The sequence below is a fragment of the Streptomyces sp. NPDC046727 genome (assembly GCF_040645635.1).
GTDB lineage: Bacteria > Actinomycetota > Actinomycetes > Streptomycetales > Streptomycetaceae > Streptomyces.
This window is the reverse complement of the sequence record NZ_JBEYYR010000038.1, coordinates 25429-46586: the sequence shown is the minus strand read 5'-3', so window position 1 is coordinate 46586 and position 21158 is coordinate 25429. Positions and strand designations below refer to the sequence as shown.

The following is a 21158-nucleotide window of genomic DNA, read 5'->3' as shown; positions in this document are numbered from 1 at the left end:
GGATCGCCGTTCCGGCAGTCGGGTACACGTACCGTCACGGAATCTCCCCGAACGAGTGACGGCGGACGGTCCCGCAGGTGGTGGCGCAAGCGGAACCGACCCGTGAAAGGATGGCGTGTCGGACGGTAGGCGGCGAAAGGACCGGAGCGTACGTGAGTGAGAATCAGAACCTCCTCGCGGAGCAGCGCCGCGCCCTGATCCTGGACGAGGTCCGGCGCCGGGGCGGGGTACGGGTCAACGAACTGACCCGCAAGCTCGGCGTCTCGGACATGACCGTGCGCCGCGACCTGGACGCGCTCGCCCGCCAGGGGATGCTGGAGAAGGTGCACGGCGGCGCGGTCCCGGTGGTCGAGGCGAGCACCCACGAACCTGGGTTCGAGGCGAAGTCGGGGCTGGAGCTGACCGCCAAGGAGGACATCGCGCGCGCCGCGGCCCGGCTGGTCAGCCCGGGGGCGGCGATCGCCCTGTCCGGCGGTACGACGACGTACGCGCTCGCCCAGCACCTGTTGGAGGTGCCCGACCTGACCGTGGTGACGAACTCGGTGCGGGTCGCGGACGTCTTCCACGCGGCGCAGCGCACCGCGGGGCAGCGGCAGGGGTCGGCCACCGTGGTGCTGACCGGCGGGGTGCGCACCCCGTCCGACTCCCTGGTGGGACCGGTGGCCGACCAGGCGATCGCCACGCTCCACTTCGATCTGCTCTTCCTCGGGGTGCACGGCATATCGGTGGAGGCCGGCCTGTCCACGCCGAACCTCGCGGAGGCCGAGACCAACCGGCGGCTGGTGCACTCCGCGCGCCGGGTCGTGGTGGTCGCGGACCACACCAAGTGGGGCACGGTGGGCCTGAGTTCGTTCGCCACGCTGGAGCAGGTGGAGACGTTGGTGACCGATGCGGGGCTGCCCGCCGAGGCGCGCACGGAGATCTCCGAGCACCTGCGGCTGGTGGTGGCGGGCGAGCCCGGGGAAGACGGCACAGACATCTGAGGAACCGTCAGCTATGGTGGCCCCTGCCCGATCGGCCGCGCCGCGGCAGTGGCACAAGGGGGTCTCGTCCATGGCTCGTCGCCTGCGCCCGGTGGAAATCGACTTCGTCCGGGCCGCGCCCGTACGTCTGGTCTTCGCGCGGCAGATCTCCGCGGCCCCCGAGCAGGTCTTCCGCGCGCTGGCCGAGGACGTGCCCGGCTGGACGCGGTGGTTCTCGGCGGTGACGCTCGCCCGGGCCACCGACGGCGGCGCCGGGCGGGAGATCCGGCTCAGGGGCGGGACGCGGTTCGAGGAGACGATCCTCGCGGCGAAGGCGCCCGAGGTGTACGCCTACCGCGTCGACACCACCAACGCGCCGGGCGTCCGTGCCCTGGTCGAGGAGTGGTGCCTGACCCCTCAGGGCACCGGTACGCGTGTGCAGTGGACCTTCGCCGCGGACGGGACGGCGCCGTTCCGGTTCGTTCTCGGGCTGGCCCGGGCCGGTCTGGGGCGCGCCTTCCGCGACGCGATGACGTCCCTGGACCGGCTCCTGGCGAGGCGCTGATCAGCCGGTTTCGCGGGTATGGCGCGACTCGGTCACGACCGCTGCCATCAGTTCCGCGTCCAGCACGGAGACGTCGGCGAGGCGGGAGGCGCCGGACAGCGAGTTGAGCAGCGTCTTGGTGACGCGCAGCGCCGCCGGGGGGCGGCGGACGATCGGCTTGGCCCAGTCGGCGACGGCCGTGTCCAGCTCGTGCTCGGGCACAACCTTCTGCAGGATCGACAGGGACTGGGCTTCCGCCGCGGTGAAGGCGCGTCCGGTGAGGACGAGTTCGCGGACGCGGGCGGCCCCGACCTCGCTGATGAGGCGGGGCAGGAGGCCGCCCCACGCGGTGGGCAGCCCGAGGGCGAGTTCGGGCAGCCGGAAGGTCGCGTCCTCGGCTCCGACCCGCAGGTCGCAGGCGAGGGCCAGGGCGAGGCCCGCCCCGATGGCCTTGCCGTGCACGCGGGCGATGGTGACGGCCGGGTTCGAGGTCAGGGCGTCGCAGACGCGCCGTGCCTTGGTCCCCGACATCCGGATGCCGCTGCCCGTGGGGTCGTGGGCGAGGTGCCGGGTGAACTCGCCGCGGTCCCCGCCGAGGCAGAAGTCGGCGCCGCTCCCGGTCAGCACGAGCACCCGGACCGCCGGGTCCTGGTCCTGGAGGACCGCCAGGAGGTCGTCCAGCAGGGCGTCGGTGACGGTGTTGCCCTGTTCGGGAGTGTTCAGCTCGACGGTGAGGACGGCTCCCTCCCGGCGGGTCCGCAACGTCTGCTGCAGGGGGCCGGTCGGAAGGACTCTGAGGGGGAGGGCGGTCATGTCGTCACTTTCAGCGAGGTGATGCGCCGGAAGACCATCCGGTTCGCGTAGGTCGGGCCGGCGCTCGGGCGCAGGGCGGGGAATCGGTCCAGCAGCTGGGTGAGCAGGAGGCGGGCCTCCAGGCGGGCCAGGGCCGTACCGAGGCAGTAGTGGGCGCCGCCGCCGAAGGTGAGGTGGCCGCCCTTGCGGCGGATGTCGAAGACGTGGGGGTCCGCGTTGCGGCGCGGGTCGTGGTTGGCGGCGCCGTAGAGGACGTGAACGGTGGTGTCCCTGGCGATGGGTACGCCGGCCAGGACGGTGTCGTCGGCGGCGAAGCGGGAGTTGAGGTGGATGGGCGGGTCGTAGCGCAGCGCCTCGTCGATCGCGTCGTCGATGTCCTCCGGGTGCCGGCGCAGCCGGTCGGCCCGGGCGGGGTCCTGGGTCAGGAACCACACGGCGTTGGTCAGCAGCGTGGCGGTGGTCTCCAGGGAGGCGATGGTGATGAACATCGTCAGGTCGTACAGCATCTGGTCCGCCGCCGCGCGGTCGCCGGGGTACTGGGCGTCCCAGTAGCGGATCCAGTCCGAGAGGACATCGTTGCCAGGACGGGCGCGGCGATCCGCGAGGAGGCCGGTGAAGAAGGCCCGCATCTCCAGGGTGGCCCGGGCCGAGACCGCCAGCTCGCTCTTGGTGGGGATCAGTTCCTGGGCGTGGACCTGCCGGTGGGTGAAGTCCAGGATGTGCGGATAGTGCTCGGCGGGGATGGCGAGCCAGTGGCCGACGGTGTGGATGGGGAGCTGGTCGCCGACCGTCGTGACGAAGTCGGCCTCGCCGTGGGTGCGCAGCTGTACGTCGAGCCGGTCCAGGAGCCGGGTGACATGGTCGGCGATCCGGGGCCGCATGGCCTCAAGGGTGTCGCGGTCGAAGAGGTTGCCCAGGGCGCGGCGCCGGAAGGTGTGCTCGGGCGGGTTGAGGCGGGAGAGCGTCCGCGTCATCTCCCGGGTGGCCGGGTCCTGCCAGCGTGCCGTGCCGGACCGGCGCTCCTGCCAGGCGAAGTCCGGTACGAGCCAGTTCCTGCCGCGCAGGATCTCGCTGCAGGCGTCGAACCCGGTCACGAAGTAGCCGCCCCAGGGAGCGGACACCACATCGCCCAGTGCGCGCAGTTCGTCCCAGACGGGCAGGGGATCGGCCTGCCCCTCGGCGGAACGGAGACGACGAAGGAGGGGGATGACGGCTCGGCGGTCGGTGGTGGTACCGCGTATGACGCCAACGGCGGTCACGCGAAGCTCCTTTGTGGCTGGGCGTTACCGTTACCGCCGGAATCTACCCTTCCCCCTTCCTTCGTCATGCGCCTGACAGTGTTGCTCCTGTCACATGCTGCACATCAGACCCGCACATGTCGTGCCTCAGACCCGGAAGATGTCCAGAAAGGAGCTCCAGAAGCCCTTCTTCCTGGCCGGTTCCTGTCGTGCGGCGGCGACCGGGGACGTGGGCAGCGGCTGCTCCGCCGCGGCGGGGGCGGTCCGGTTGTGCAGGGCGGAGACCATGCGGGTGGCCGGTGTCGGGCTGAAGGCCACGGGCAGCGCGACCAGCGCCCGGTGGAACGGTCCCGGCCGCCACTCCAGGTCCTTCTCCGGGACGGCCAGCGTCAGGTCGGGCAGGGCGTTGAGGATCTTCTCGATCGCGGTGACGGCGATGACCTGCGCCGGGTCCTTGGCCGGGCAGGCGTGCGGACCGGCCCCCCACGCCAGGTGGGCTCCCTTGCTGTGCCTCCGGCGGGCCTCGGCCAGCGCGGGATCGCTGTTGGCCGCGGCGAAGCTGATGACGACCGGTGTGTTGGCCTCGGCCACCACTCCCCCGAGGTCCACGTCCTGGACCGGGTAGTGGGTGGCGTAGTTGGCGATGGGCGTCTGGTTCCACAGGACGTGGTCGAGCGCCTCCTCGATCAGCAGCCCGGAGTCGCGTCCGCTGGTGTCGGGCGACAGCAGCAGGAGCAGGGCGTTGCCGATCAGGTTGCGCTCGGGCTCCACGCCGGCGCCCATCAGCATGACCAGCTGGTCCTTGAGTTCCTCGTCGGTCAGCCCCGCCGGGTGCTGGATCAGCCAGGAGGTGACGTCGTCGCCGGGCCGGCGGCGCTTGAGGGCGATCAGTTCCATGAGGCAGGCGGTGAGTTCCTCGTTGGCGCGCAGGGCGTCCTTGCCGTCGAAGATCGCCGACATGGCGCTGGTGAGGGTGTCGCCGATGTCCGCCGGGCAGCCGAAGAGCTTGTTGAACAGCAGGAGTGGCAGCAGCTTGGCGTAGTCGTTGAGGAGGTCGGCCCGGCCTCGCTCGCTGAACTGGTCGATGAGGTAGTCGGCGATGGGCTCGACGTCGCGGCGGATCCGGGTGATGTTGAGCCGGGCGAGGCTGTCCGTGACGGCCTTGCGCAGCCGCAGGTGCACGGCACCGTCGGTGAACAGGCAGTTCGGCCGGTACGCCATCATCGCCAGCACCGGGTGGTCGAGCCCGATCCGCCCCTCGCCCAGGGCCTTCCAGCGGCGGGCGTCCCGGGCGAAGAGCGTGGAGTTCTGCAGCACGCGCAGGGCCGTCTCGTGCCCGAGGACCAGGGTGGCGTCGACGCCGGGCACGAGTTCGACCGGCGCGGCCGGACCGTGGGCGCGCAACCGGTCGTATACCTGCTGGGGGTCGGCTGCGAACGCGGCGTCGTGCAGGGGGCATCTGGCGCCGGTGGGGGCGGGGGCTGACTGGCGGTCCATGGGGGTTCCTTCTGCTGGCTTCCGGGCCGGTGGTCCGGGGGGTGGGCGTGTCAGGCGGCTCGGGTGAGCAGGTGACGCACGAGCGCGATCAGCGCGTGCGCGGAGGACTGCCGGTCGCGGGCGTCGCAGTAGACGACGGGGGTGTCCGGGAGCAGGTCGAGGGCCTCGCGGACCTCCGCCTCGTCGTACACCCGGCCCGCCTCGAAGCTGTTGACCGCGATGGCGTACTCAAGGCCGTACCGCTCGACGAGGTCGATGACGGGGAAGGTCTCCTCCAGCCGGGCGGGGTCGACCAGGAGCAGCGCACCCAGCGCGCCGCGGGCCATGTCCTCCCACAGCTGCATGAAACGCTGCTGTCCGGGGGTGCCGAACAGGTACAGCACGAGTTCGTCGCTGAGCGTCAGCCGGCCGAAGTCCAGGGCCACGGTGGTGGTGGTCTTGTCCGTCACGCCCCGGAGGTCGTCGATGTGGAGCGACGCCTGGGTCATCTTCTCCTCGGTGCGCAGCGGGGTGATCTCCGACAGCGAACCGATGAAGGTCGTCTTGCCCACGGCGAAATGCCCGACGACCAGGATCTTGGCAGCGTTGGTCACCGCGCTGGAGACATAGATGGAGCCGGGGGCCGTCTCAGCCGATGAGGGATTGGAGTCCATTCAGAACCTTTTCCAGGGTCGCTCTGTCAACGTTCTGAGCCCGGGGCGGCTCGGCGCGGCGCAGGAGGTGTCCCTGCTCGGATAAGTCGGTCAGCAGCAGCCGGGCCACCCCGACCGGCAGCCCCACGTGGCCGGCCACTTCGGCGACCGACAGGTATCCGCCCGCGCACAGCTTCCAGATCGCCATCACCTCGGGGCCGGCCCCCAGCGGAGGAGTCCGCTCGGGGGCCAGGGTGACCAGGGTGTGCAGCGCCAGATCGTCCGACGCCGGCAGCGTACGGCCGCCGGTGATGACATAGGAGCGGACGAAGTCACTGGTGACGGAGGCTTCCTCGCCGGGCGTCGTCATGCGCCGGCACCGTTGTCCGAGCGCGGCGCCACGCTCATCGCCTTGCTGAGGCCGGCGACCGTCTTCTGCATGCGGAACGACATGGCCTCCATGTCGACGTCCAGCGCGGCGGAGACGGCGAGGTACGAGCCCTGGCCGGCGGCGATCAGGAAGATCCAGCCGCCGTCGTACTCCAGCAGCGTCTGCTTCCAGATCCCGTGCCCCGCACCCACGAACCCCGCCACGGCCCGGCTCAGCGACTGCATCGAACTCATCGCCGCGGCGTTCGTCTCGGCGTCGTCCCGCTCGATGTCGTCGGAGCGCTGCAGCAGCAGGCCGTCGCCCGAGACGAGGATCGCGTGCCGGGCTCCGCGTACCTCAAGCACGTCGTTCAGCACCCAGGACAGGTCGATGTTCACTTGTTGTCAGGTCCTTCCGTGGTGTTCGTGGTGCGCCCAAGCTGTGTTCCGCGCGCGAACGCCCCGAGCCGAGACGCCGTCACCTCGCTGTCCGGACCGGAGCCCTGCGGGCCGGCGCTGTCGAGGGCCGGGACCACCGTGACGGGGCCGTTGCGGCGCCGGCGTTTGGGCAGACCTCCGGAGGTCTGGCCCACCACGTGCGAGGGGCCCACGACCGGGACCGGCGCCAGCCGCTGGGGAGCCGCCTCCGGGCCCGCGGTGTCCTGGGTGCCGGCCGCGGGGGAAGGGACGTCGGCCGAGAGGAGACTTTCGGGCACACGAATCACTGCACGCACTCCGCCGTAGGGGGACACGGAACCGACGGAGACGGCGAAGCCGTAGCGGGCGGCGAGCATGCCGCACACGGCGAAGCCGAACCGCGGCGGATCGCCGAGACCGGTGATGTCGACGGGACCGTCGACGGACAGCAGCGCCGCCGCCCGGTCCTTGGTCTCCTGGTCCATGCCGAGGCCGGCGTCGTCCACGATGAAGCACACGCCGGTCGGTACGGCCTGGATGTTGACCTCGACCGGGGTTCCGGGCGCGCTGTAGTTCGTCGCGTTGTCCAGCAGCTCGGCCAGCACCACGGCCACCGGCTCGACCGCCTTGCCGACGAGGGAGACGTTGACCTGCGAGTGGACGCTGACCCGGCTGAAGTCCTTGATCCTGCCCTGGGCGCTGCGGGCGACGTCGAACACCGTGGCGGCGCCCTCGCGCCGGCCCAGCCATCCGCCGCACAGCACGGAGATGCCCTTGGCACGGCGGCCGAACTGGCTGCCCGTGTGGTCGACCGACATCAGGTCGGCCAGGACGTCCGTGGTGTCGCCGTACTTCTTCAACAGGGCGTCCAGCAGGACCTGCTGCTCCTCGGCGAGCGACTGGAGCGTGCCCATCGCGGACTTCAGCACCGCCTTGGTCGACGCCTCCGCGTCCGCCCGTACATCCGCGAGGTCGCGCTGATGCTGGCCGGTCAGCGTCGCGATGTGCGCGTGGAGCCGGCCGACATCACTGCGCGCCTCCCCCAGTCCTGCCTCCAGGTCCTTCCTCGTTCTTCGGAGAGCCATGTTGGTTCTCCGGGCTCGCATCACCGCGAGGACCGCAGCGATGAGCACCACCAGCAAGATCCACAGGAGTGGATCCTGGGTCAATGACGTCATGAGACTCTCTTCAAGTCGCATCGCGCCGACAGCGTGGGAGCGCGACGGTGCCTTTGAGACTGTCCCCCCGGACGCATTCATGACACGCCATCAGCCCACTGAAAAGTGGGATGATCTTATCAGCCGTTCAGGCACAACACGCTTACCCAGAGCCACAATTGAGACGTCACCAAACCCACACAGGCCCGCTACCCGGCCGTCAGACAGCGGCCGCCCCACGGCCGCGTCCGGGTCAGTCCGGCCAGACGCCCGTCGCCAGGAACGAGTCGATCGCCGTCGCGTACGGCGCGATGTCCAGGCCCTGCTCCGCCAGCCACGCGTCCGAGTAGTACTTGTCGAGGTAGCGGTCGCCCGGGTCGCACAGCAGGGTGACGACACTGCCCGTACGCCCCTCGGCCACCATCTCGGCGACGATCTTCAGCGCGCTCCACAGACCGGTGCCCGTGGAACCGCCCGCCTTGCGGCCGATGGCCCCCTCCAGGGCGCGTACGGCGGCGACGCTGGCCGCGTCCGGGACCTTCATCATCCGGTCGATCGCGCCGGGCACGAAGCTGGGCTCCATGCGGGGCCGGCCGATGCCCTCGATCCGGGAGCCGCAGTCACAGGTGACGTCCGGATCGCCGGTGGTCCAGCCCTCGAAGAAGCAGGAGTTGTCCGGATCGGCGACACAGATCCGGGTGTCGTACTGCATGTAGTGGACATAGCGCGCGAGCGTCGCGGAGGTGCCGCCGGTGCCCGCCGTGGCGACGATCCAGGCCGGCTCCGGGAACCGCTCCCACCGCAGCTGACGGAAGATGGATTCGGCGATGTTGTTGTTGCCGCGCCAGTCCGTGGCCCGTTCGGCGTAGGTGAACTGGTCCATGTAGTGGCCACCGGTCTCCACCGCGAGGCGGGCGGACTCCTCGTACATCTTCCGGGAGTCGTCCACGAAGTGGCACCGGCCGCCGTGGAACTCGATCAGGCGGATCTTCTCGGCGCTCGTCGTGCGCGGCATGACCGCGATGAAGGGCACGCCGATCAGCTTCGCGAAGTAGGCCTCGGAGACCGCCGTCGAGCCGCTGGACGCCTCGATGACCGGGCGGTCCGGCCGGATCCAGCCGTTGCAGAGGCCGTACAGGAACAGGGAGCGGGCCAGCCGGTGCTTGAGGCTGCCGGTGGGGTGGGTGGACTCGTCCTTCAGGTAGAGGTCGATACCCCACCGCTCGGGCAGCGGGAAGCGCAGCAGGTGTGTGTCCGCCGAACGGTTGGCGTCGGCCTGAACCTTTCGGACGGCCTCTTTCAGCCAGTCGCGGTAGGCGGCGTCAGTGCGGTCGACATCGAGGGTGGCGCCGGTCCTGGTCTGGGGAGTGGTGCTCACGGCGGGGCTCCTTACGCTGTTCGCCGACGGCGCCTCGCGCGGGCCGGCAAGACGAGCATAAGCACCTTTCACACCGCTTCCCACCTGCATAAACGCATCTTTGAGCCAGCCAAAGAACGCCCTGGGGCACACTTGTACGAGCCCGCTGGGGGCGCATGGGCGCAAGTGCTCCGGGCGGCTGTCGCACGCGCCCCGCGCGCACTGGTGCTCCACGCCGCACCGGGGCAGACTGCACGCGAGGGGACGATCGCCCCCGGACGGGGGCGCACGGGACCACGGGAACACCGCAAGGGGGCGGCGAGACATGGCGGAACCGGAGTTCACGGCCACAGGCGTGCGCATCGGCAAACGTCTGCGTTCGCTCACCCGGGCCGGACAGGTCCGGATCAGCGACGGCAGGCTGCAGTTGCTCACCAGCTACGGCAGCGAGATAGACAGCGCGCCGGTGCAGGCGGTGCGCGCCTCCAAGCCGTGGTTCGCGCCGGACGACCGGGCGCTGGCCGACGTCAACGGCACGCGGTATCTGCTGACGCTGGGCGAGCACGACCCCGCGCCGGGCAAGCCGGGACCGCCCGCGGCCCGGAGGTTCATCGAGGCGGTCCGCCGGGCGGCGGGACGCGGCGGCTGAGCGGCGCACCGTCGTGGCGAGTTGCGCGAGTGCAACCGCTGCGTCACGCTGGTCTCACGTCACTCTGGGTTTACCGGCGATAACGCTGCGAACCAGCCCGCCGGCCACGACAGCAGGCGGACGTTTGGACGCAAGCACCCTGCTGGATCCGTTGTTCTCCGTGTTCTTCCGGTTCCTCCGGACCTCACATCGGGGAGTCGCAGCCGTGATCAGTCATCCAAGCAGGCACTGCACGGTGGAGCTCCAAGCCCTGCCGTCGCGGATCGGACAGGTCCGCAGAATCGTATCTGCACAGTTGCGTTACTGGCATCTGGACCCGTTGATAGACCGGGCCGCGCTCGGTGTGACGGAGCTGCTGAGCAACGTCCACCGGCACGCCAGGCCCGACAAGTCGTGCACGGTCGAGCTGGAGCTGCTGCCGGACCGGCTCACGGTCTCGGTGCGCGACCACGATCCGCGCCTTCCGGTGCCGGGCGACCTACCGGACCCGGACGCCACACCGCTGGCAACGTGCGGACGGGGCCTGGCGATGGTGGCCGCGGTGAGCGAGAGCTGGGGCGCGCGGCCGGACGGTGAGAACGGCAAGGTCGTGTGGTTCACGCTGCCGGCCACGGCGGGGGCGCGCAGCCGTCCGGCGGGGGCGCCGAAGGGGGCGGTACGGCCGACGCCGCCGACGCCCGTGTCCGCACCTGCGGCTGCGCCTGTTGCGGCGGGAGCCGGTGTCGCCTCCGGTGCTCCGGTCCCGGCTGGGGCCTCCCTGGCCGCGGGGGCCGCGGCTCCGGTCGGGAGCACGGCCACCGCCGTCAGCAGCCCGCCTTCCGTCGGAAGCTCGGCGCGGGTCGGCAACGCGACACCGGTCGGCAACCCGGCACGGGTCGGAAACTAGACACCGGTCGGCAATTCGACACCGGTCGAGGGTGCGAGGCCCGTCGCCGCCGCGGCTGCTCCCTCGACCGCGGCTGCCGCGCCCGCCGTGCGGCCCGCCTGGGACGCCGGCTCCCGCCCCGTCGGCCCTCCGGCCGTCCCCGGCAGACCGGATCACGGGCCTTCCCCGTCCCACGGCGATCCCACGGCGACCTCGCTCCGTACCGCGATGGCCTCCCCCATGTCCACGACATGAGCCGGCCCGGGTCCACGGCATGAGCCCCGGCCCTCACCCCGCCCCGGCCCCTCGGAAGAGGCCCGGGGCCTTCCTCGTCCTCACTCCGTCGCGATGGCCCGCAGTACGTCCAGGCGGGCCGCCCGGCGGGCCGGGCGCAGGCCCGCGAGGGCGCCGGCCAGGACACCGGCCAGGGCCACCCCCGCGAGGCGATCGGGCGGGAGGGCGAAGGCGAACGCGCTGTCGCTCGCGCCGTCCGACGCCTTCACCAGGACCCAGCCGAGGAAGGCGCCGAGGCCGAGCCCGCCCACCGTGCCGAACGCGGCGACCAGGACCGACTCCCAGCGGACCATGGCCCGCAGCTGGGCCCGGGTCTGGCCGACGGCCCGGAGCAGACCGAGTTCGCGGGTGCGTTCGTGCACGGCCAGGGTCAGGGTGTTCGCGATGCCGAGCAGCGCGATGAGGACCGCGAGGGCGAGCAGCGCGTAGACGAGGGTGAGCATCATGTCGATGCCGCCCGCCGAGGACTGCGCGTACGCGTCGCGGGTCTGTACCTCGGGGTTGCCGTACCGCGCGGCCACCGCCCGCACCGCCGCCCTGCCCGCGTCGGCGCTCACGCCGTGCCGGAGGGTGACGGCGATGAGGCGGTCGGAGTCCTGGGTACGGTGCGGGGCCCAGGCGGACCGGGTGATGACGTAGTCCCCGGCGAGTTCGGACCGGCCGTAGACCGCGCGGACGGTGAAGGTGTCCGTCTGCCCGTCGGTGAAGGTCAGCCGGGCCCGGTCGCCGGGGCGCAGGTGCTGCCGGCCGGCCTCCGTCCGGGTGAGGGCGATGCCGTCGGCGCCGAGGTCGCGCAGCGAGCCGGTGACGGTGCCCAGGTCGAAGGCGCGGGCCAGCGCGCCCGGGTCGGTGACCGTCAACGCCCTGCCGCTGCCGTTGACTTCGGCGACCCCGCGGCCGAGTCCGACCGCCGTGTCCACCTCGGGCAGCCGCTGCAGGGCCGAGGTGAGCCGGGGGCTGAGTCCGCTGCCGCCGGCGCCGTAGGAGGGGGTGCTGACGGCGATGTCGCCCGCGAAGGACCGGGACACGGTCTGGTCCATCGTGGCCTTCAGGGAGGCGGCGAACACGGTGAAGAGCGAGACCACGGCCACGCCGATCATCAGCGCGCTCGCGGTGGCGGCCGTCCGCCCGGGGCTGCGCAGGGCGTTGCGCCGGGCGAGCCCGCCGGTGACTCCGCGCAGCCGGTCCAGGGGTCCGCCGAGCAGTCGTACGGCCGTGGTCGCGGCGACCGGGCCGAGGACGACGAAGGCGGCCGGCGCGAGCAGCGCGCCCGCCCCGGCGAGCCAGACGGACGGGAAGACGAGTACGCCGGTGAGAGTCGCGGTGAGGGCCAGGAGGCCGAGGGCGGTGCCGGCGAGCGCGCGGACGCGGGAGGCGCCCGAGGAGTCGACCGCGGTCTCGCGCAGGGCGGCCAGCGGGGCGGTGCGTCCGGCGCGCAGGGCCGGCAGGAGCGCCGAGCCCAGGCAGACCAGGATGCCCACCGCGAGTGGCAGGACCATCGACAGGGCCTTGATCACCAACGCGCCGTCGGGGAAGGGGAATCCGATCGCCGGGAACAGGGCCCGCAGCCCGGCGGCGACGCCGATGCCGCCCGCGAGTCCGGCCAGGGAGGCGGTGAGCGCGACCACGCCGGCCTCGGCGAGCGCGGCGGCGGTGACCTGGCCGCGGGCGGCGCCGAGGGCACGCAACAGGGCGTTCTCGCGGGTGCGTTGGGCGACGACGATGGCGAAGGTGTTGTGGATCGAGAAGGCGGCGACGAGCAGGGCGACCCCGGAGAAGACGAGCAGGAAGGTCGTGAACACGGTCAGGAACTGACTGGAGATCATGTCGGTGTTCTCACGCGTCGACTGCTGCCCGGTGATGACCTCGACTCCCTTGGGCAGAACGGGAGTCAGCCGCCGGACCAGCTCCCGCCGGCTCACGCCGGGCGCCGCCCGGACCTGGATGCCCGCCGCCTGTCCGGGCCGCGCGGTGAGGTACTTCTCGGCGTCGGCCTGGGTCATGCCGGTGAAGGTCACCTGTGCCATGCCGTCCTGGCCGCCGAAGGTGGCGAGGCCGACGACGGTCACCCGCACCGGGTCAGGGGTGCGCAGGGTGGTGGTGTCGCCGATCTTCAGTCCGCCCTGCTTCGCGGCGCCTCGGTTCACCACGACCTCGCCGGGCCGGGCCGGGGCCCGGCCTTCGGCGATCCGGTAGGGATTGAGCCGGGCATCGGTGATCCAGTTGCCGGCGAGCGTGGGTGGCCCCTGTCCGCCGACGGGTTCGCCGTCGGCGCCGACGAGCTGGCCGGCGCCCTGGATGTCCGGGGCGGCCGCGGCCACGCCGGGGACCCGCTCGACGGTCCGCACCAGCGAGGTGTCCACCGGCCGCCGTACGCCCTGGGCCTCGCCGGGTGCGGTGATGGCGTCGGCGCCGCGGACGACGGCGTCGGTGCCGCTCGTGGCCTCGCCGAACATGCTGCCGAAGCTCGCGCGCAGCGTATCGCCCATGACGAGGGTGCCGGCCAGGAAGGCGACGCCGAGGAACACGGCGGCGAACGTGCCGGCGAACCGGCGCCGGTGCGTGCGCAGGGAGGTGAGGCTGATCCGCAGCGATGCGTTCATGACCGCGCCTCGAAGGCCTTCATGCGGTCCAGGACCTTGTCGGCGGTCGGGGACTGCATCCGGTCGACGAGCCGGCCGTCGGCGAGGAAGACGACCTCGTCGGCGTGGGCGGCGGCCACCGGGTCGTGGGTGACCATGACGACCGTACGGTCCATCTGGCGTACGGCCCGTCCGAGCAGGCCGAGGACCTCGGCGCCGGAGCGGGAGTCGAGGTTGCCGGTCGGCTCGTCGGCGAAGACGACGTCCGGCCGTCCGGCGAACGCCCGCGCCACGGCCACGCGTTGCTGCTGGCCGCCGGAGAGTTCCGAGGGGCGGTGGTGCAGCCGGTCGCGCAGTCCGACGACGTCCACGAGGGCGTCGATCCACTCCCGGTCGCCGCGCCGGCCGGCGAGGTCCAGGGGCAGGGTGATGTTCTCCGCGACGGTCAGCGTCGGCACCAGGTTGAACGCCTGGAAGACGAAGCCGATCCGGTCGCGGCGCAGCAGGGTCAGCCGGCGGTCGTCCAGCGCGCCCAGCTCGGTGTCACCGATGTAGGCGGCACCGGAGGTCAGCGTGTCGAGGCCGGCCGCGCAGTGCATCAGGGTGGACTTGCCGGAGCCCGAGGGGCCCATGATCGCCGTGAAGCGTCCGGCGGGGAAGGTGACGTCGACGCGGTCCAGGGCGCGCACGGCGGTGTCGCCACCGCCGTACACCTTCACCGCGTCCACGACGCGGGCCGCGGCCCGCACTGCGGTCGCCGTGGTCATGCCGCACCGCCCTTGCCGGCGTGGCCGAACTGCTCCTCCAGGACGGACAGGCGGCGCCAGTACTCGTCCTCGTCGATCTCGCCGGAGGCGAAGCGGCGGCCGAGGACCGCGAGCGGGGCGTCGCCCGCCGGACGTCCGGCGTCCACCGGCCGCCAGGGGCCACCGCGCCCGCGCCGGGCGGTGCGGCGCAGCACGGTGACGACGCCGATCACGACGGCCGCCCAGATCAGCGGGAAGAACAGGATCCACGGGCCGGGACCGCCGTCCCAGTTCGCCAGGGTCTGCATCTCGGGTCATCTCCCTTGTCGGTCTCTGTGCGGGGATGCCGCGAGACTCCCTCCGGGCGGCGGTCCGGGTCGTCGTGCGGCCGGCGGCAGTTCGGGTACCTCCCGGGGAGTACGGCGGCGGTGGCGGCCTGCTCCCCGCGGACTCCCTGGGGGCTGGCGGACTGTAACTACTAGTATGTACAGTGGCCGCATGAGCACCTCGGAACGACTGATCGAGTCCACCCGTGAGCTGCTGTGGGAGCGCGGGTACGTGGGCACGAGCCCCAAGGCGATCCTGGAGCGCGCCGGCGCGGGCCAGGGCAGCATGTACCACCACTTCAAGGGCAAGCCGGACCTCGCCCTGGCGGCGATCCGACGGACCGCACAGGAGCTGCGGGAGGCCGTCGAGCGGATCCTGGCCGGGCCCGGCACGCCGTACGAGCGGATCGAGGCGTATCTGCTGCGCGAGCGTGAGGTGCTGCGCGGCTGCCCGATCGGCCGGCTGACCATGGACCCGGACGTGATCGCGAGCGACGAGCTGCGCGCGCCCGTGGACGAGACGATCAGGCGGATCCGGGAGCTGATCGCGGAGATCGTCGAAGAGGGCAAGCGGCAGGGGCAGTTCGCGCCCTCGCTGGACGGCGAGGAGATCGGCGCGACCGTTCTCGCGACCCTGCAGGGCGGCTATGTCCTCGCCCGCGCCTCCGGTTCCCCGGCCGCCTTCGACGCCGGTGTCCGCGGTCTGCTCTCCCTGCTCGCGCCACCGACTTCCGGACAGGAGAACTGAGTTCACGTGCACATCACCAGACGGCGTCCCGACACCCGGCAAGGCCCGGCGGAGAACTTCACCGGCACGGTCTGGCTGGACGAGATAGCCGCCCCGGCCGCCCCGTCCCGACTGCGCATGTTCAACGTCCACTTCGCCCCCGGCGCCCACACCGCCTGGCACCGGCATCCGCACGGCCAGGTGCTGCACGTCCTGGAGGGCGAGGGGCTGGTGCAGCGCGAAGGAGGTGAGGTGGAGGCGATCCGCGCGGGCGACACGGTGTGGATCGAGCCGGACGAACGGCACTGGCACGGCGCCGCGCCCCGCACCTTCATGACCCATCTCGCGGTCGTGGAGGCCGCCGAGGACGGCACGACGACCGAGTGGCACACGCACGTGGACGACTACCCCGCCTGAGACCCGAGAAGGGAATCGCAGACATGCACGCCATGCAGTACGAGTACACCCTGCCCGCCGACTACGACATGGGCATCATCCGCTCCCGCGTCGCCCGTGTCGCGCATCTGCTGGACGACTGGGACGGCCTCGGCATCAAGACGTACGTGATGCGCGAGCGCGGGGTGAACGGCTCGCCGGTGAACCAGTACGGCCCGTTCTACCTCTGGAACACCATGGAGGGCATGAACAGCTTCCTGTGGGGAGGAGCCTTCCAGGGGCCCGTGAACGACTTCGGTCGGCCGGCGATACGGCAGTGGACGGGCCTGGCGTTCGAGGAGGGTACCGCTGCCGGGTCCGCGCCCGCGTTCGCCGTGCGCCGGCGCCAACCGGTGCCGGAGGGCGTCGAGTTGGCCGCGTTCATGGCGGACGCCGCGGCCGAGGCCGGGCGGCTGGCCGGGCAGGACGGCGCGGTGCTCGCCGCCGCGGCCGTGGACACACGCGCCTGGGAGCTGGTCCACTTCTCGCTCTGGGAGCACGACACGCCCAAGGCCGACGGGGACGTCTTCGAGGTGCTGCACCTGTCCGCGCCCGGCCGGGGCCGGCTCCCGCGCGGACGGCAGTGGTGACCCACGTCCGTACGGTCCTCGGCGACATCCCGCCCGAGGACCTGGGCGTGTGCGACGCGCACGACCACCTCTTCCTGCGCAGCCCGCGGTTGCCGGGGCAGGAGCTTGACGACGTCTCCGCCGCGCGGGCCGAGCTGGCCGCGTTCCGCGCGGCGGGCGGAGCTGCCGTGGCGCAGTGGACGCCGTACGGCATGGGACGGCGGGCGGCGGACCTGCCGGAGCTGTCCCGGGCCACCGGCGTGCGGATCGTCTGCGCCACCGGTCTGCACCAAGCGGTTCACTACGCGCCGGAGCTGCTCGACCGGCTGCGCGGCGGCGACCTGGCCGAGCTGTTCGTCTCCGAACTCACCGAGGGCATCGGAGCGACCGGGGTACGCGCCGGGCTGATCAAGGTCGCGGGCGGTTTCCACGGGCTCGACGCGCACGCCCGCTGGACCATGTCGGCGGCGGCCGAGGCACACCACGCCACCGGCGCGGCCGTCGCCGTGCACCTGGAGCTGGGCACCGGCGCGCTGGACGTACTGGACCTGCTGTGCGGGGAGTTGGGTGTGCCCGGCGAGCGGGTGATCCTGGGGCATCTGAACCGCTCCCCCGACCCGGTGGGGCACCGGCAGGCCGCCGCGTCGGGCTGCTGGCTGGCCTTCGACGGGCCGTCCCGCGCCCACCACGCCACCGACTGGCGGATGCCGGAGGCGGTACGGGCGCTGGCGGAGGCGGGGTTCGGGGACCGGCTGCTGCTCGGCGGGGACACGGTGGCGGCCGGGGCCCGCTCGGTCGACGGCGGGCCCGGGATGCCGTACCTGCTGCGCCGGGTACGGCAGCGGCTGGCTCGGGAGCTGGGCGCGGAGCTGGTGGACCGCGTGCTGGTGGAGCATCCGGGGCGGGCGTTCGGGGCCGACTGGCACCCGAAATGAAGCCGGCCCCGGGGACTAGGCCAGCGCTCCCAGCGGATCGTCGAGGACCGGCTGCCAGGCCAGTTCCGCCGCGCCGACCAGGCTGTTGTGGTCCAGGGTGCACGGCAGGATGGGGACGCCGCCGCTCTGCCCCCACAGGCTGCGGTCGGCGACCACCGCGCGCAGCCGGCCGGCGTCCGCGTCCAGCAGGGTGCGGTGGAGGCCGCCGAGGATGATGCGGTCCGGGTTGAGGATGTTCACCAGGCCCGCCAGGCCGAGGCCGAGACGGTCGATGAGGGCTTCGGCGGCCCGGCGGACGGCCGGGTCGTCGTACTGGGTGCGCAGCAGGTCGTTGGCCTGCTGGAGCAGCGACAGCTCGGGGCCCGGCTCGCGGCCCGCCTCCACGAGCAGGGCCAGCGGGTCCGCCTCGACGTCCAGACAGCCCCGGCTGCCGCAGTGGCAGGGGCGGCCCTCCGGGTTGACCGTGAGGTGGCCGACCTCCAGCGCGAGGCCGGAACTGCCGGTGTGCAGGCGGCCGTCCAGGACGAGCGCGCCGCCGACGCCCCGGTGACCGGTGGCCACGCACAGCAGGTCCCGCGCGCCCCGGCCGGCGCCGTGCCGGTGTTCGGCGAGCGCGGCGAGGTTGACGTCGTTGGCGGCGAACGCGGGTCCGCCGATGCCGGCGGAGCGCACGCGCTCCGCGAAGATCTCCCGGACGGGGGCGCCGACGGGCCAGGCCAGGTGCAGTGGATTGAGGGCCAGGCCCGCGGGTTCGGCGACGGCTGACGGTACGGCGAGCCCGGCGCCCACGCAGCGCCGGCCGGTCGTGCGCAGCAGCTCCGCGCCGGCCTCGACCACCGAGCCGAGCACCTTCGCCGGGTCGGCGTCGACGGTCTCGCAGCCGGGCGAGGTGGCCACGATCCGCCCGCCCAGGCCGACCAGCGCGGCCCGGAAGCCGTCGGCGTGGATCTGCGCCGCGAGGGCCACCGGCCCGTCCTCGGCGACCTCCAGCCGGTGCGAGGGGCGGCCCTGGGAGCCGGCCGCCGAGCCGGGCCGGGCGTCCACCCGGATCAGGCCCAGCGCCTCCAGCTCGGCGGCCACCGCGCCGGCCGTCGCCCGGGTGACGCCGAGTTCGGCGGTGAGCACGGCACGGGTCGGCGCCCGTCCGGTGTGCACCAGCTCCAGCGCGGGCCCGAGCGCACCGCGCCCCCGGTCCAGCCGCGCCTTTGAGGTGGTCCTCTCCCCCGCTGTCCGGGGATCCGCCTTGCCGTTCATGAGGGCGAGTCTCCCATGATCCGCACCCGGGGTGGCTCCGCGGCGGCGGCTACAGGCCGCTCACCCGCAGGGTAATGTTCAGCCGTCCGGCCAGGCCGAGCCGCTCCGGCCCGGTGCCCGGGCGGACGCGCGGCACCCCGTGGTAGGCGAGCCGGGCCGGGCCGCCGAAGACGAACAGGTCGCCGCTGCGCAGCTCCACGTCGGTGTACGGCTTCGCGCGTGTCTCGGTGTTCCCGAAGCGGAACACACAGGTGTCGCCGAGGCTCAGCGAGACCACCGGCGCGTCCGCCTGCTCGTCACCGTCGCGGTGCATGCCCATGCGGGCGTCGCCGTCGTAGAAGTTGATCAGCGCGATGTCGTACGGGACGTCCGGTACGGCGTCGGGGCCGAGCGCGTCCGCCACGGCGCGACGGCTCAGCTCGCCGAGCCGGTCGGGGAACGGCTTCACGGGGGCGCCGTCGCCGTCGACGGCCGTGCGGGCGTAGGCGTACGGGTACCAGTGCCAGCCCAGGCAGACCTGGCGCGCGGTCATGGTGCCGCCGCCCGGGGTGCGGACCGTGCGCAGCCCGGCGGGGGGCCGCGCCCACTCCCGGCAGGCGGCGAGCAGGGCGCGCTGCCGCTCGGTGTCCAGCCAGTCCGGGACGTGCACGGCGCCCGGCGCGACCTCCGCGCGCTCCCGCGGGAACAGCTCGTCCTCCATGCCCCCATCCTGCCGCACGGCCTCTGATCTGCGGCTCCGCTAGCCTGGACGCACGATGAGCGACCGTATGACGACACCGTGGGGCGAGGTCGAGCTGACCCGCTTCCCCGAGGATCCCCGCGACCGGCTGCGTGCCTGGGACGCCTCCGACGCGTACCTGCTGCGCCACCTCGCCGAGGAGAAGGTGCCGCTCACGGGCACGGTCGTGGTGCTCGGGGACCGCTGGGGCGCGCTGGTCACCGCGCTGGCGGAGCACCGGCCGACGCAGATCACCGACTCCTTCCTGAGCCAGGAGGCGACCCGGGCGAACCTGGCGCGGGCCGGCGTGGAGCCGGGTGCGGTGCGGCTGCTCACCACGCAGGACCCGCCGCCGGAGCGGGTGGACGTGCTGCTGGTGCGGGTACCGAAGAGCCTCGCACTCCTTGAGGACCAGCTGCTGCGGCTGGCGCCCGCCGTGCACCCGGACACGGTCGTGGTCGGCGCCGGGATGGTGAAGGAGATCCACACCTCGACGCTTCAGCTGTTCGAGCGGATCATCGGGCCGACCCGGACCTCGCTGGCCCGGCAGAAGGCCCGGCTGATCTTCGCCACCCCGGACCCGGCGCTGGAGCGGCCCGCGAACCCGTGGCCGTACGGCTACGCCCTCCCGGACGGCGTCGGCGCGGTGTCGGGGCGCACGGTGGTCAATCACGCGGGCGTTTTCTGCGCGGACCGGCTGGACATCGGCACCCGCTTCTTCCTTCAGCACCTGCCCGGCCCGGGCGCCGGGCGCGTGGTGGACCTCGGCTGCGGCAACGGCGTGGTCGGTACGGCGGTGGCGCTGGCCGACCCGGCGGCCGAGGTGCTGTTCGTGGACGAGTCGTTCCAGGCGGTGGCCTCGGCGGAGGCGACGTACAAGGCGAACGGGGTGCCGGGGCACGCCGAGTTCCGGGTCGGCGACGGCCTGGCCGGGGTGGCGCCGGGCAGTGTCGACCTGGTCCTGAACAACCCGCCGTTCCACTCCCACCAGGCGACCACGGACGCGACGGCCTGGCGGATGTTCACCGGGGCGAAGCGTGCGCTGCGGCCGGGCGGCGAGCTGTGGGTGATCGGCAACCGGCACCTCGGCTATCACGTGAAGCTGAAGCGGCTGTTCGGGAACAGCGAGCTGGTGGCGTCGGATCCCAAGTTCGTGGTGTTGAGGGCGGTCAAGCGGGGCTAGGCCCCGCTCCGGGACAGGACCCCGATGATCCGCCGTACCTCGGAAGCCATCGCCTCCCGCCCGACGCTGAGGTACTTGCGGGAGTCGACGGCCTCCGGACGGGCGGCGAGGAACTCGCGGATCGCGCCGGTCATGGCGATGTTGAGGGCGGTGCCGACGTTCACCTTGGCGATGCCGCCGCCGACCGCCGTGACCAGTCCGTCGTCCGGCACGCCGGAGGAGCCGTGCAGGACGAGCGGCACGGTCAGCGCGGCGGACAGCCGTTCGAGCAGGCCCTGGTCGAGGACGGCGGTGCGGGTGGTCATGGCGTGCACGCTGCCGATGGCGACGGCCAGGGCGTCGACGCCGGTGCGGGTGACGAAGTCCCGCGCCCGGTCGGGGTCGGTGCGGGCGCCGGGCGCGTGCGCGTCCAGCGGAGGCCGGCCGTCCTTGCCGCCGATCTGCCCCAACTCGGCCTCGATCCAGAGCCCTTGGGAGTGCGCCCAGGCGGCGGCCGCCCGGGTCGCGGTGAGGTTGTCGGTGTACGGCAGGCGTGCCGCGTCGTACATGACCGAGCTGAACCCGGCGCCGGGTGCCTGGCGCAGCAGGTCGTCGCTCTGCACATGGTCCAGGTGCAACGCGACGGGTACGGCGGCCCGTTCGGCGGCGGCGACGGCGGCGCGGGCCAGCGGCAGGAGCCGTCCGTAGCGGAACTTGACGGCGTTCTCGCTGACTTGGAGCACGACGGGTGTTCCCGCCGACTCGGCGCCGGCGATGACGGCCTCGATGTGTTCCAGGGTGATGACGTTGAACGCGGCGACGGCGGAGCGGGCGGCGGCGGCCCGGGTGACCAGCTCGCCGGTGGACGCGAGGGGCACGTGAGGTGTCCTTCCGGGACGGGGCCGGCGGG

General features: G+C 72.8%; 23 protein-coding genes. 9 read left to right on the top strand and 14 right to left on the bottom strand.

The features are described 5' to 3' along the window. The first annotated feature begins 152 nt into the window (after positions 1-152). A complete protein-coding gene (locus ABZ937_RS34360) occupies positions 153-983 on the top strand; it encodes a DeoR/GlpR family DNA-binding transcription regulator (RefSeq protein WP_361697711.1) in 831 nt (276 codons plus the stop codon). Positions 984-1053: 70 nt separating this feature from the next. Beyond that, the gene (locus ABZ937_RS34355) at positions 1054-1527 is read left to right on the top strand and encodes an SRPBCC family protein (RefSeq protein ID WP_361697709.1); all 474 of its coding nucleotides are present in this window, start codon (positions 1054-1056) and stop codon (positions 1525-1527) included. Here ABZ937_RS34355 and ABZ937_RS34350 read toward each other — a convergent pair whose 3' ends face one another. From ABZ937_RS34350 to ABZ937_RS34315, 8 genes are all read right to left on the bottom strand, one after another. Then, the gene (locus tag ABZ937_RS34350) at positions 1528-2319 is read right to left on the bottom strand and encodes an enoyl-CoA hydratase/isomerase family protein (protein WP_361697707.1); all 792 of its coding nucleotides are present in this window, start codon (positions 2317-2319) and stop codon (positions 1528-1530) included. It abuts the gene before it with no gap. After that, positions 2316-3578: a cytochrome P450 gene (locus tag ABZ937_RS34345; protein WP_361697705.1), complete on the bottom strand. Its 1263-nt coding sequence runs from the start codon at positions 3576-3578 to the stop codon at positions 2316-2318. Before ABZ937_RS34345 ends, ABZ937_RS34350 begins: the two co-directional genes overlap by 4 nt. Before the next feature lie 126 nt (positions 3579-3704). Further along, entirely contained in the window at positions 3705-5054 is a 1350-nt protein-coding gene (locus ABZ937_RS34340; protein ID WP_361697703.1) for a cytochrome P450, read from the bottom strand. A gap of 50 nt (positions 5055-5104) precedes the next feature. Next, positions 5105-5707, bottom strand: coding sequence for an ATP/GTP-binding protein (locus ABZ937_RS34335; RefSeq protein WP_361697701.1), 603 nt, complete (start codon positions 5705-5707; stop codon positions 5105-5107). After that, on the bottom strand, positions 5682-6056 hold the full coding sequence (locus tag ABZ937_RS34330; RefSeq protein ID WP_361697699.1) for a DUF742 domain-containing protein: 375 nt from the start codon (positions 6054-6056) through the stop codon (positions 5682-5684). Before ABZ937_RS34330 ends, ABZ937_RS34335 begins: the two co-directional genes overlap by 26 nt. Beyond that, entirely contained in the window at positions 6053-6454 is a 402-nt protein-coding gene (locus tag ABZ937_RS34325; RefSeq protein ID WP_361697697.1) for a roadblock/LC7 domain-containing protein, read from the bottom strand. The genes ABZ937_RS34330 and ABZ937_RS34325 overlap by 4 nt, the downstream gene beginning before the upstream one ends. Next, entirely contained in the window at positions 6451-7650 is a 1200-nt protein-coding gene (locus tag ABZ937_RS34320; protein ID WP_361697695.1) for an ATP-binding protein, read from the bottom strand. The genes ABZ937_RS34325 and ABZ937_RS34320 overlap by 4 nt, the downstream gene beginning before the upstream one ends. Before the next feature lie 232 nt (positions 7651-7882). Beyond that, on the bottom strand, positions 7883-9007 hold the full coding sequence (locus ABZ937_RS34315) for a PLP-dependent cysteine synthase family protein (protein WP_361697693.1): 1125 nt from the start codon (positions 9005-9007) through the stop codon (positions 7883-7885). Between the two features lie 304 nt (positions 9008-9311). Between ABZ937_RS34315 and ABZ937_RS34310 the strand changes: the two genes are divergently transcribed. Both ABZ937_RS34310 and ABZ937_RS34305 read left to right on the top strand, forming a co-directional pair. Further along, positions 9312-9635 carry a hypothetical protein gene (locus ABZ937_RS34310; RefSeq protein ID WP_361697691.1) on the top strand — a complete coding sequence of 108 codons (324 nt, stop codon included), beginning with the start codon at positions 9312-9314 and terminating at the stop codon, positions 9633-9635. A gap of 205 nt (positions 9636-9840) precedes the next feature. Then, the gene (locus ABZ937_RS34305) at positions 9841-10521 is read left to right on the top strand and encodes an ATP-binding protein (protein WP_361697689.1); all 681 of its coding nucleotides are present in this window, start codon (positions 9841-9843) and stop codon (positions 10519-10521) included. Between the two features lie 314 nt (positions 10522-10835). Here the strand turns inward: ABZ937_RS34305 and ABZ937_RS34300 are convergent, their stop codons facing one another. Genes ABZ937_RS34300 through ABZ937_RS34290 form a run of 3 tightly spaced genes read right to left on the bottom strand, consistent with a single transcriptional unit; the run spans position 10836 to position 14430 of the window. Continuing rightward, the gene (locus ABZ937_RS34300; RefSeq protein WP_361697687.1) at positions 10836-13397 is read right to left on the bottom strand and encodes an FtsX-like permease family protein; all 2562 of its coding nucleotides are present in this window, start codon (positions 13395-13397) and stop codon (positions 10836-10838) included. Then, positions 13394-14143 carry an ABC transporter ATP-binding protein gene (locus ABZ937_RS34295; protein ID WP_361697685.1) on the bottom strand — a complete coding sequence of 250 codons (750 nt, stop codon included), beginning with the start codon at positions 14141-14143 and terminating at the stop codon, positions 13394-13396. Before ABZ937_RS34295 ends, ABZ937_RS34300 begins: the two co-directional genes overlap by 4 nt. Continuing rightward, positions 14140-14430 (bottom strand): SHOCT domain-containing protein, encoded by a 291-nt coding sequence (locus ABZ937_RS34290; RefSeq protein WP_361697683.1) that lies wholly within the window; start codon positions 14428-14430, stop codon positions 14140-14142. Before ABZ937_RS34290 ends, ABZ937_RS34295 begins: the two co-directional genes overlap by 4 nt. Positions 14431-14605: 175 nt before the next feature. Between ABZ937_RS34290 and ABZ937_RS34285 the strand changes: the two genes are divergently transcribed. Genes ABZ937_RS34285 through ABZ937_RS34270 form a run of 4 tightly spaced genes read left to right on the top strand, consistent with a single transcriptional unit; the run spans position 14606 to position 17114 of the window. Beyond that, positions 14606-15196 (top strand): TetR/AcrR family transcriptional regulator, encoded by a 591-nt coding sequence (locus ABZ937_RS34285; RefSeq protein ID WP_361697681.1) that lies wholly within the window; start codon positions 14606-14608, stop codon positions 15194-15196. Between the two features lie 6 nt (positions 15197-15202). Beyond that, positions 15203-15592, top strand: coding sequence for a cupin domain-containing protein (locus ABZ937_RS34280; protein ID WP_361697679.1), 390 nt, complete (start codon positions 15203-15205; stop codon positions 15590-15592). 23 nt (positions 15593-15615) lie between these two features. After that, positions 15616-16200 carry a DUF4865 family protein gene (locus ABZ937_RS34275; protein WP_361697677.1) on the top strand — a complete coding sequence of 195 codons (585 nt, stop codon included), beginning with the start codon at positions 15616-15618 and terminating at the stop codon, positions 16198-16200. Beyond that, a complete protein-coding gene (locus ABZ937_RS34270; RefSeq protein WP_361697676.1) occupies positions 16197-17114 on the top strand; it encodes a phosphotriesterase in 918 nt (305 codons plus the stop codon). The genes ABZ937_RS34275 and ABZ937_RS34270 overlap by 4 nt, the downstream gene beginning before the upstream one ends. 15 nt (positions 17115-17129) lie before the next feature. Here the strand turns inward: ABZ937_RS34270 and ABZ937_RS34265 are convergent, their stop codons facing one another. Together ABZ937_RS34265 and ABZ937_RS34260 are read right to left on the bottom strand one after the other, a co-directional pair. Then, positions 17130-18368 (bottom strand): ROK family protein, encoded by a 1239-nt coding sequence (locus tag ABZ937_RS34265; RefSeq protein WP_361697674.1) that lies wholly within the window; start codon positions 18366-18368, stop codon positions 17130-17132. Positions 18369-18417: 49 nt separating this feature from the next. After that, positions 18418-19068 carry an alpha-ketoglutarate-dependent dioxygenase AlkB gene (locus ABZ937_RS34260; RefSeq protein WP_361697672.1) on the bottom strand — a complete coding sequence of 217 codons (651 nt, stop codon included), beginning with the start codon at positions 19066-19068 and terminating at the stop codon, positions 18418-18420. Positions 19069-19135: 67 nt separating this feature from the next. Here ABZ937_RS34260 and ABZ937_RS34255 point away from each other — a divergent pair, with 67 nt between their 5' ends. Next, positions 19136-20269 carry a methyltransferase gene (locus ABZ937_RS34255; RefSeq protein ID WP_361697670.1) on the top strand — a complete coding sequence of 378 codons (1134 nt, stop codon included), beginning with the start codon at positions 19136-19138 and terminating at the stop codon, positions 20267-20269. Here the strand turns inward: ABZ937_RS34255 and ABZ937_RS34250 are convergent. Continuing rightward, on the bottom strand, positions 20266-21126 hold the full coding sequence (locus tag ABZ937_RS34250) for a ketose-bisphosphate aldolase (RefSeq protein ID WP_361697669.1): 861 nt from the start codon (positions 21124-21126) through the stop codon (positions 20266-20268). The genes ABZ937_RS34255 and ABZ937_RS34250 overlap by 4 nt on opposite strands. Between the last annotated feature and the right edge of the window lie 32 nt (positions 21127-21158).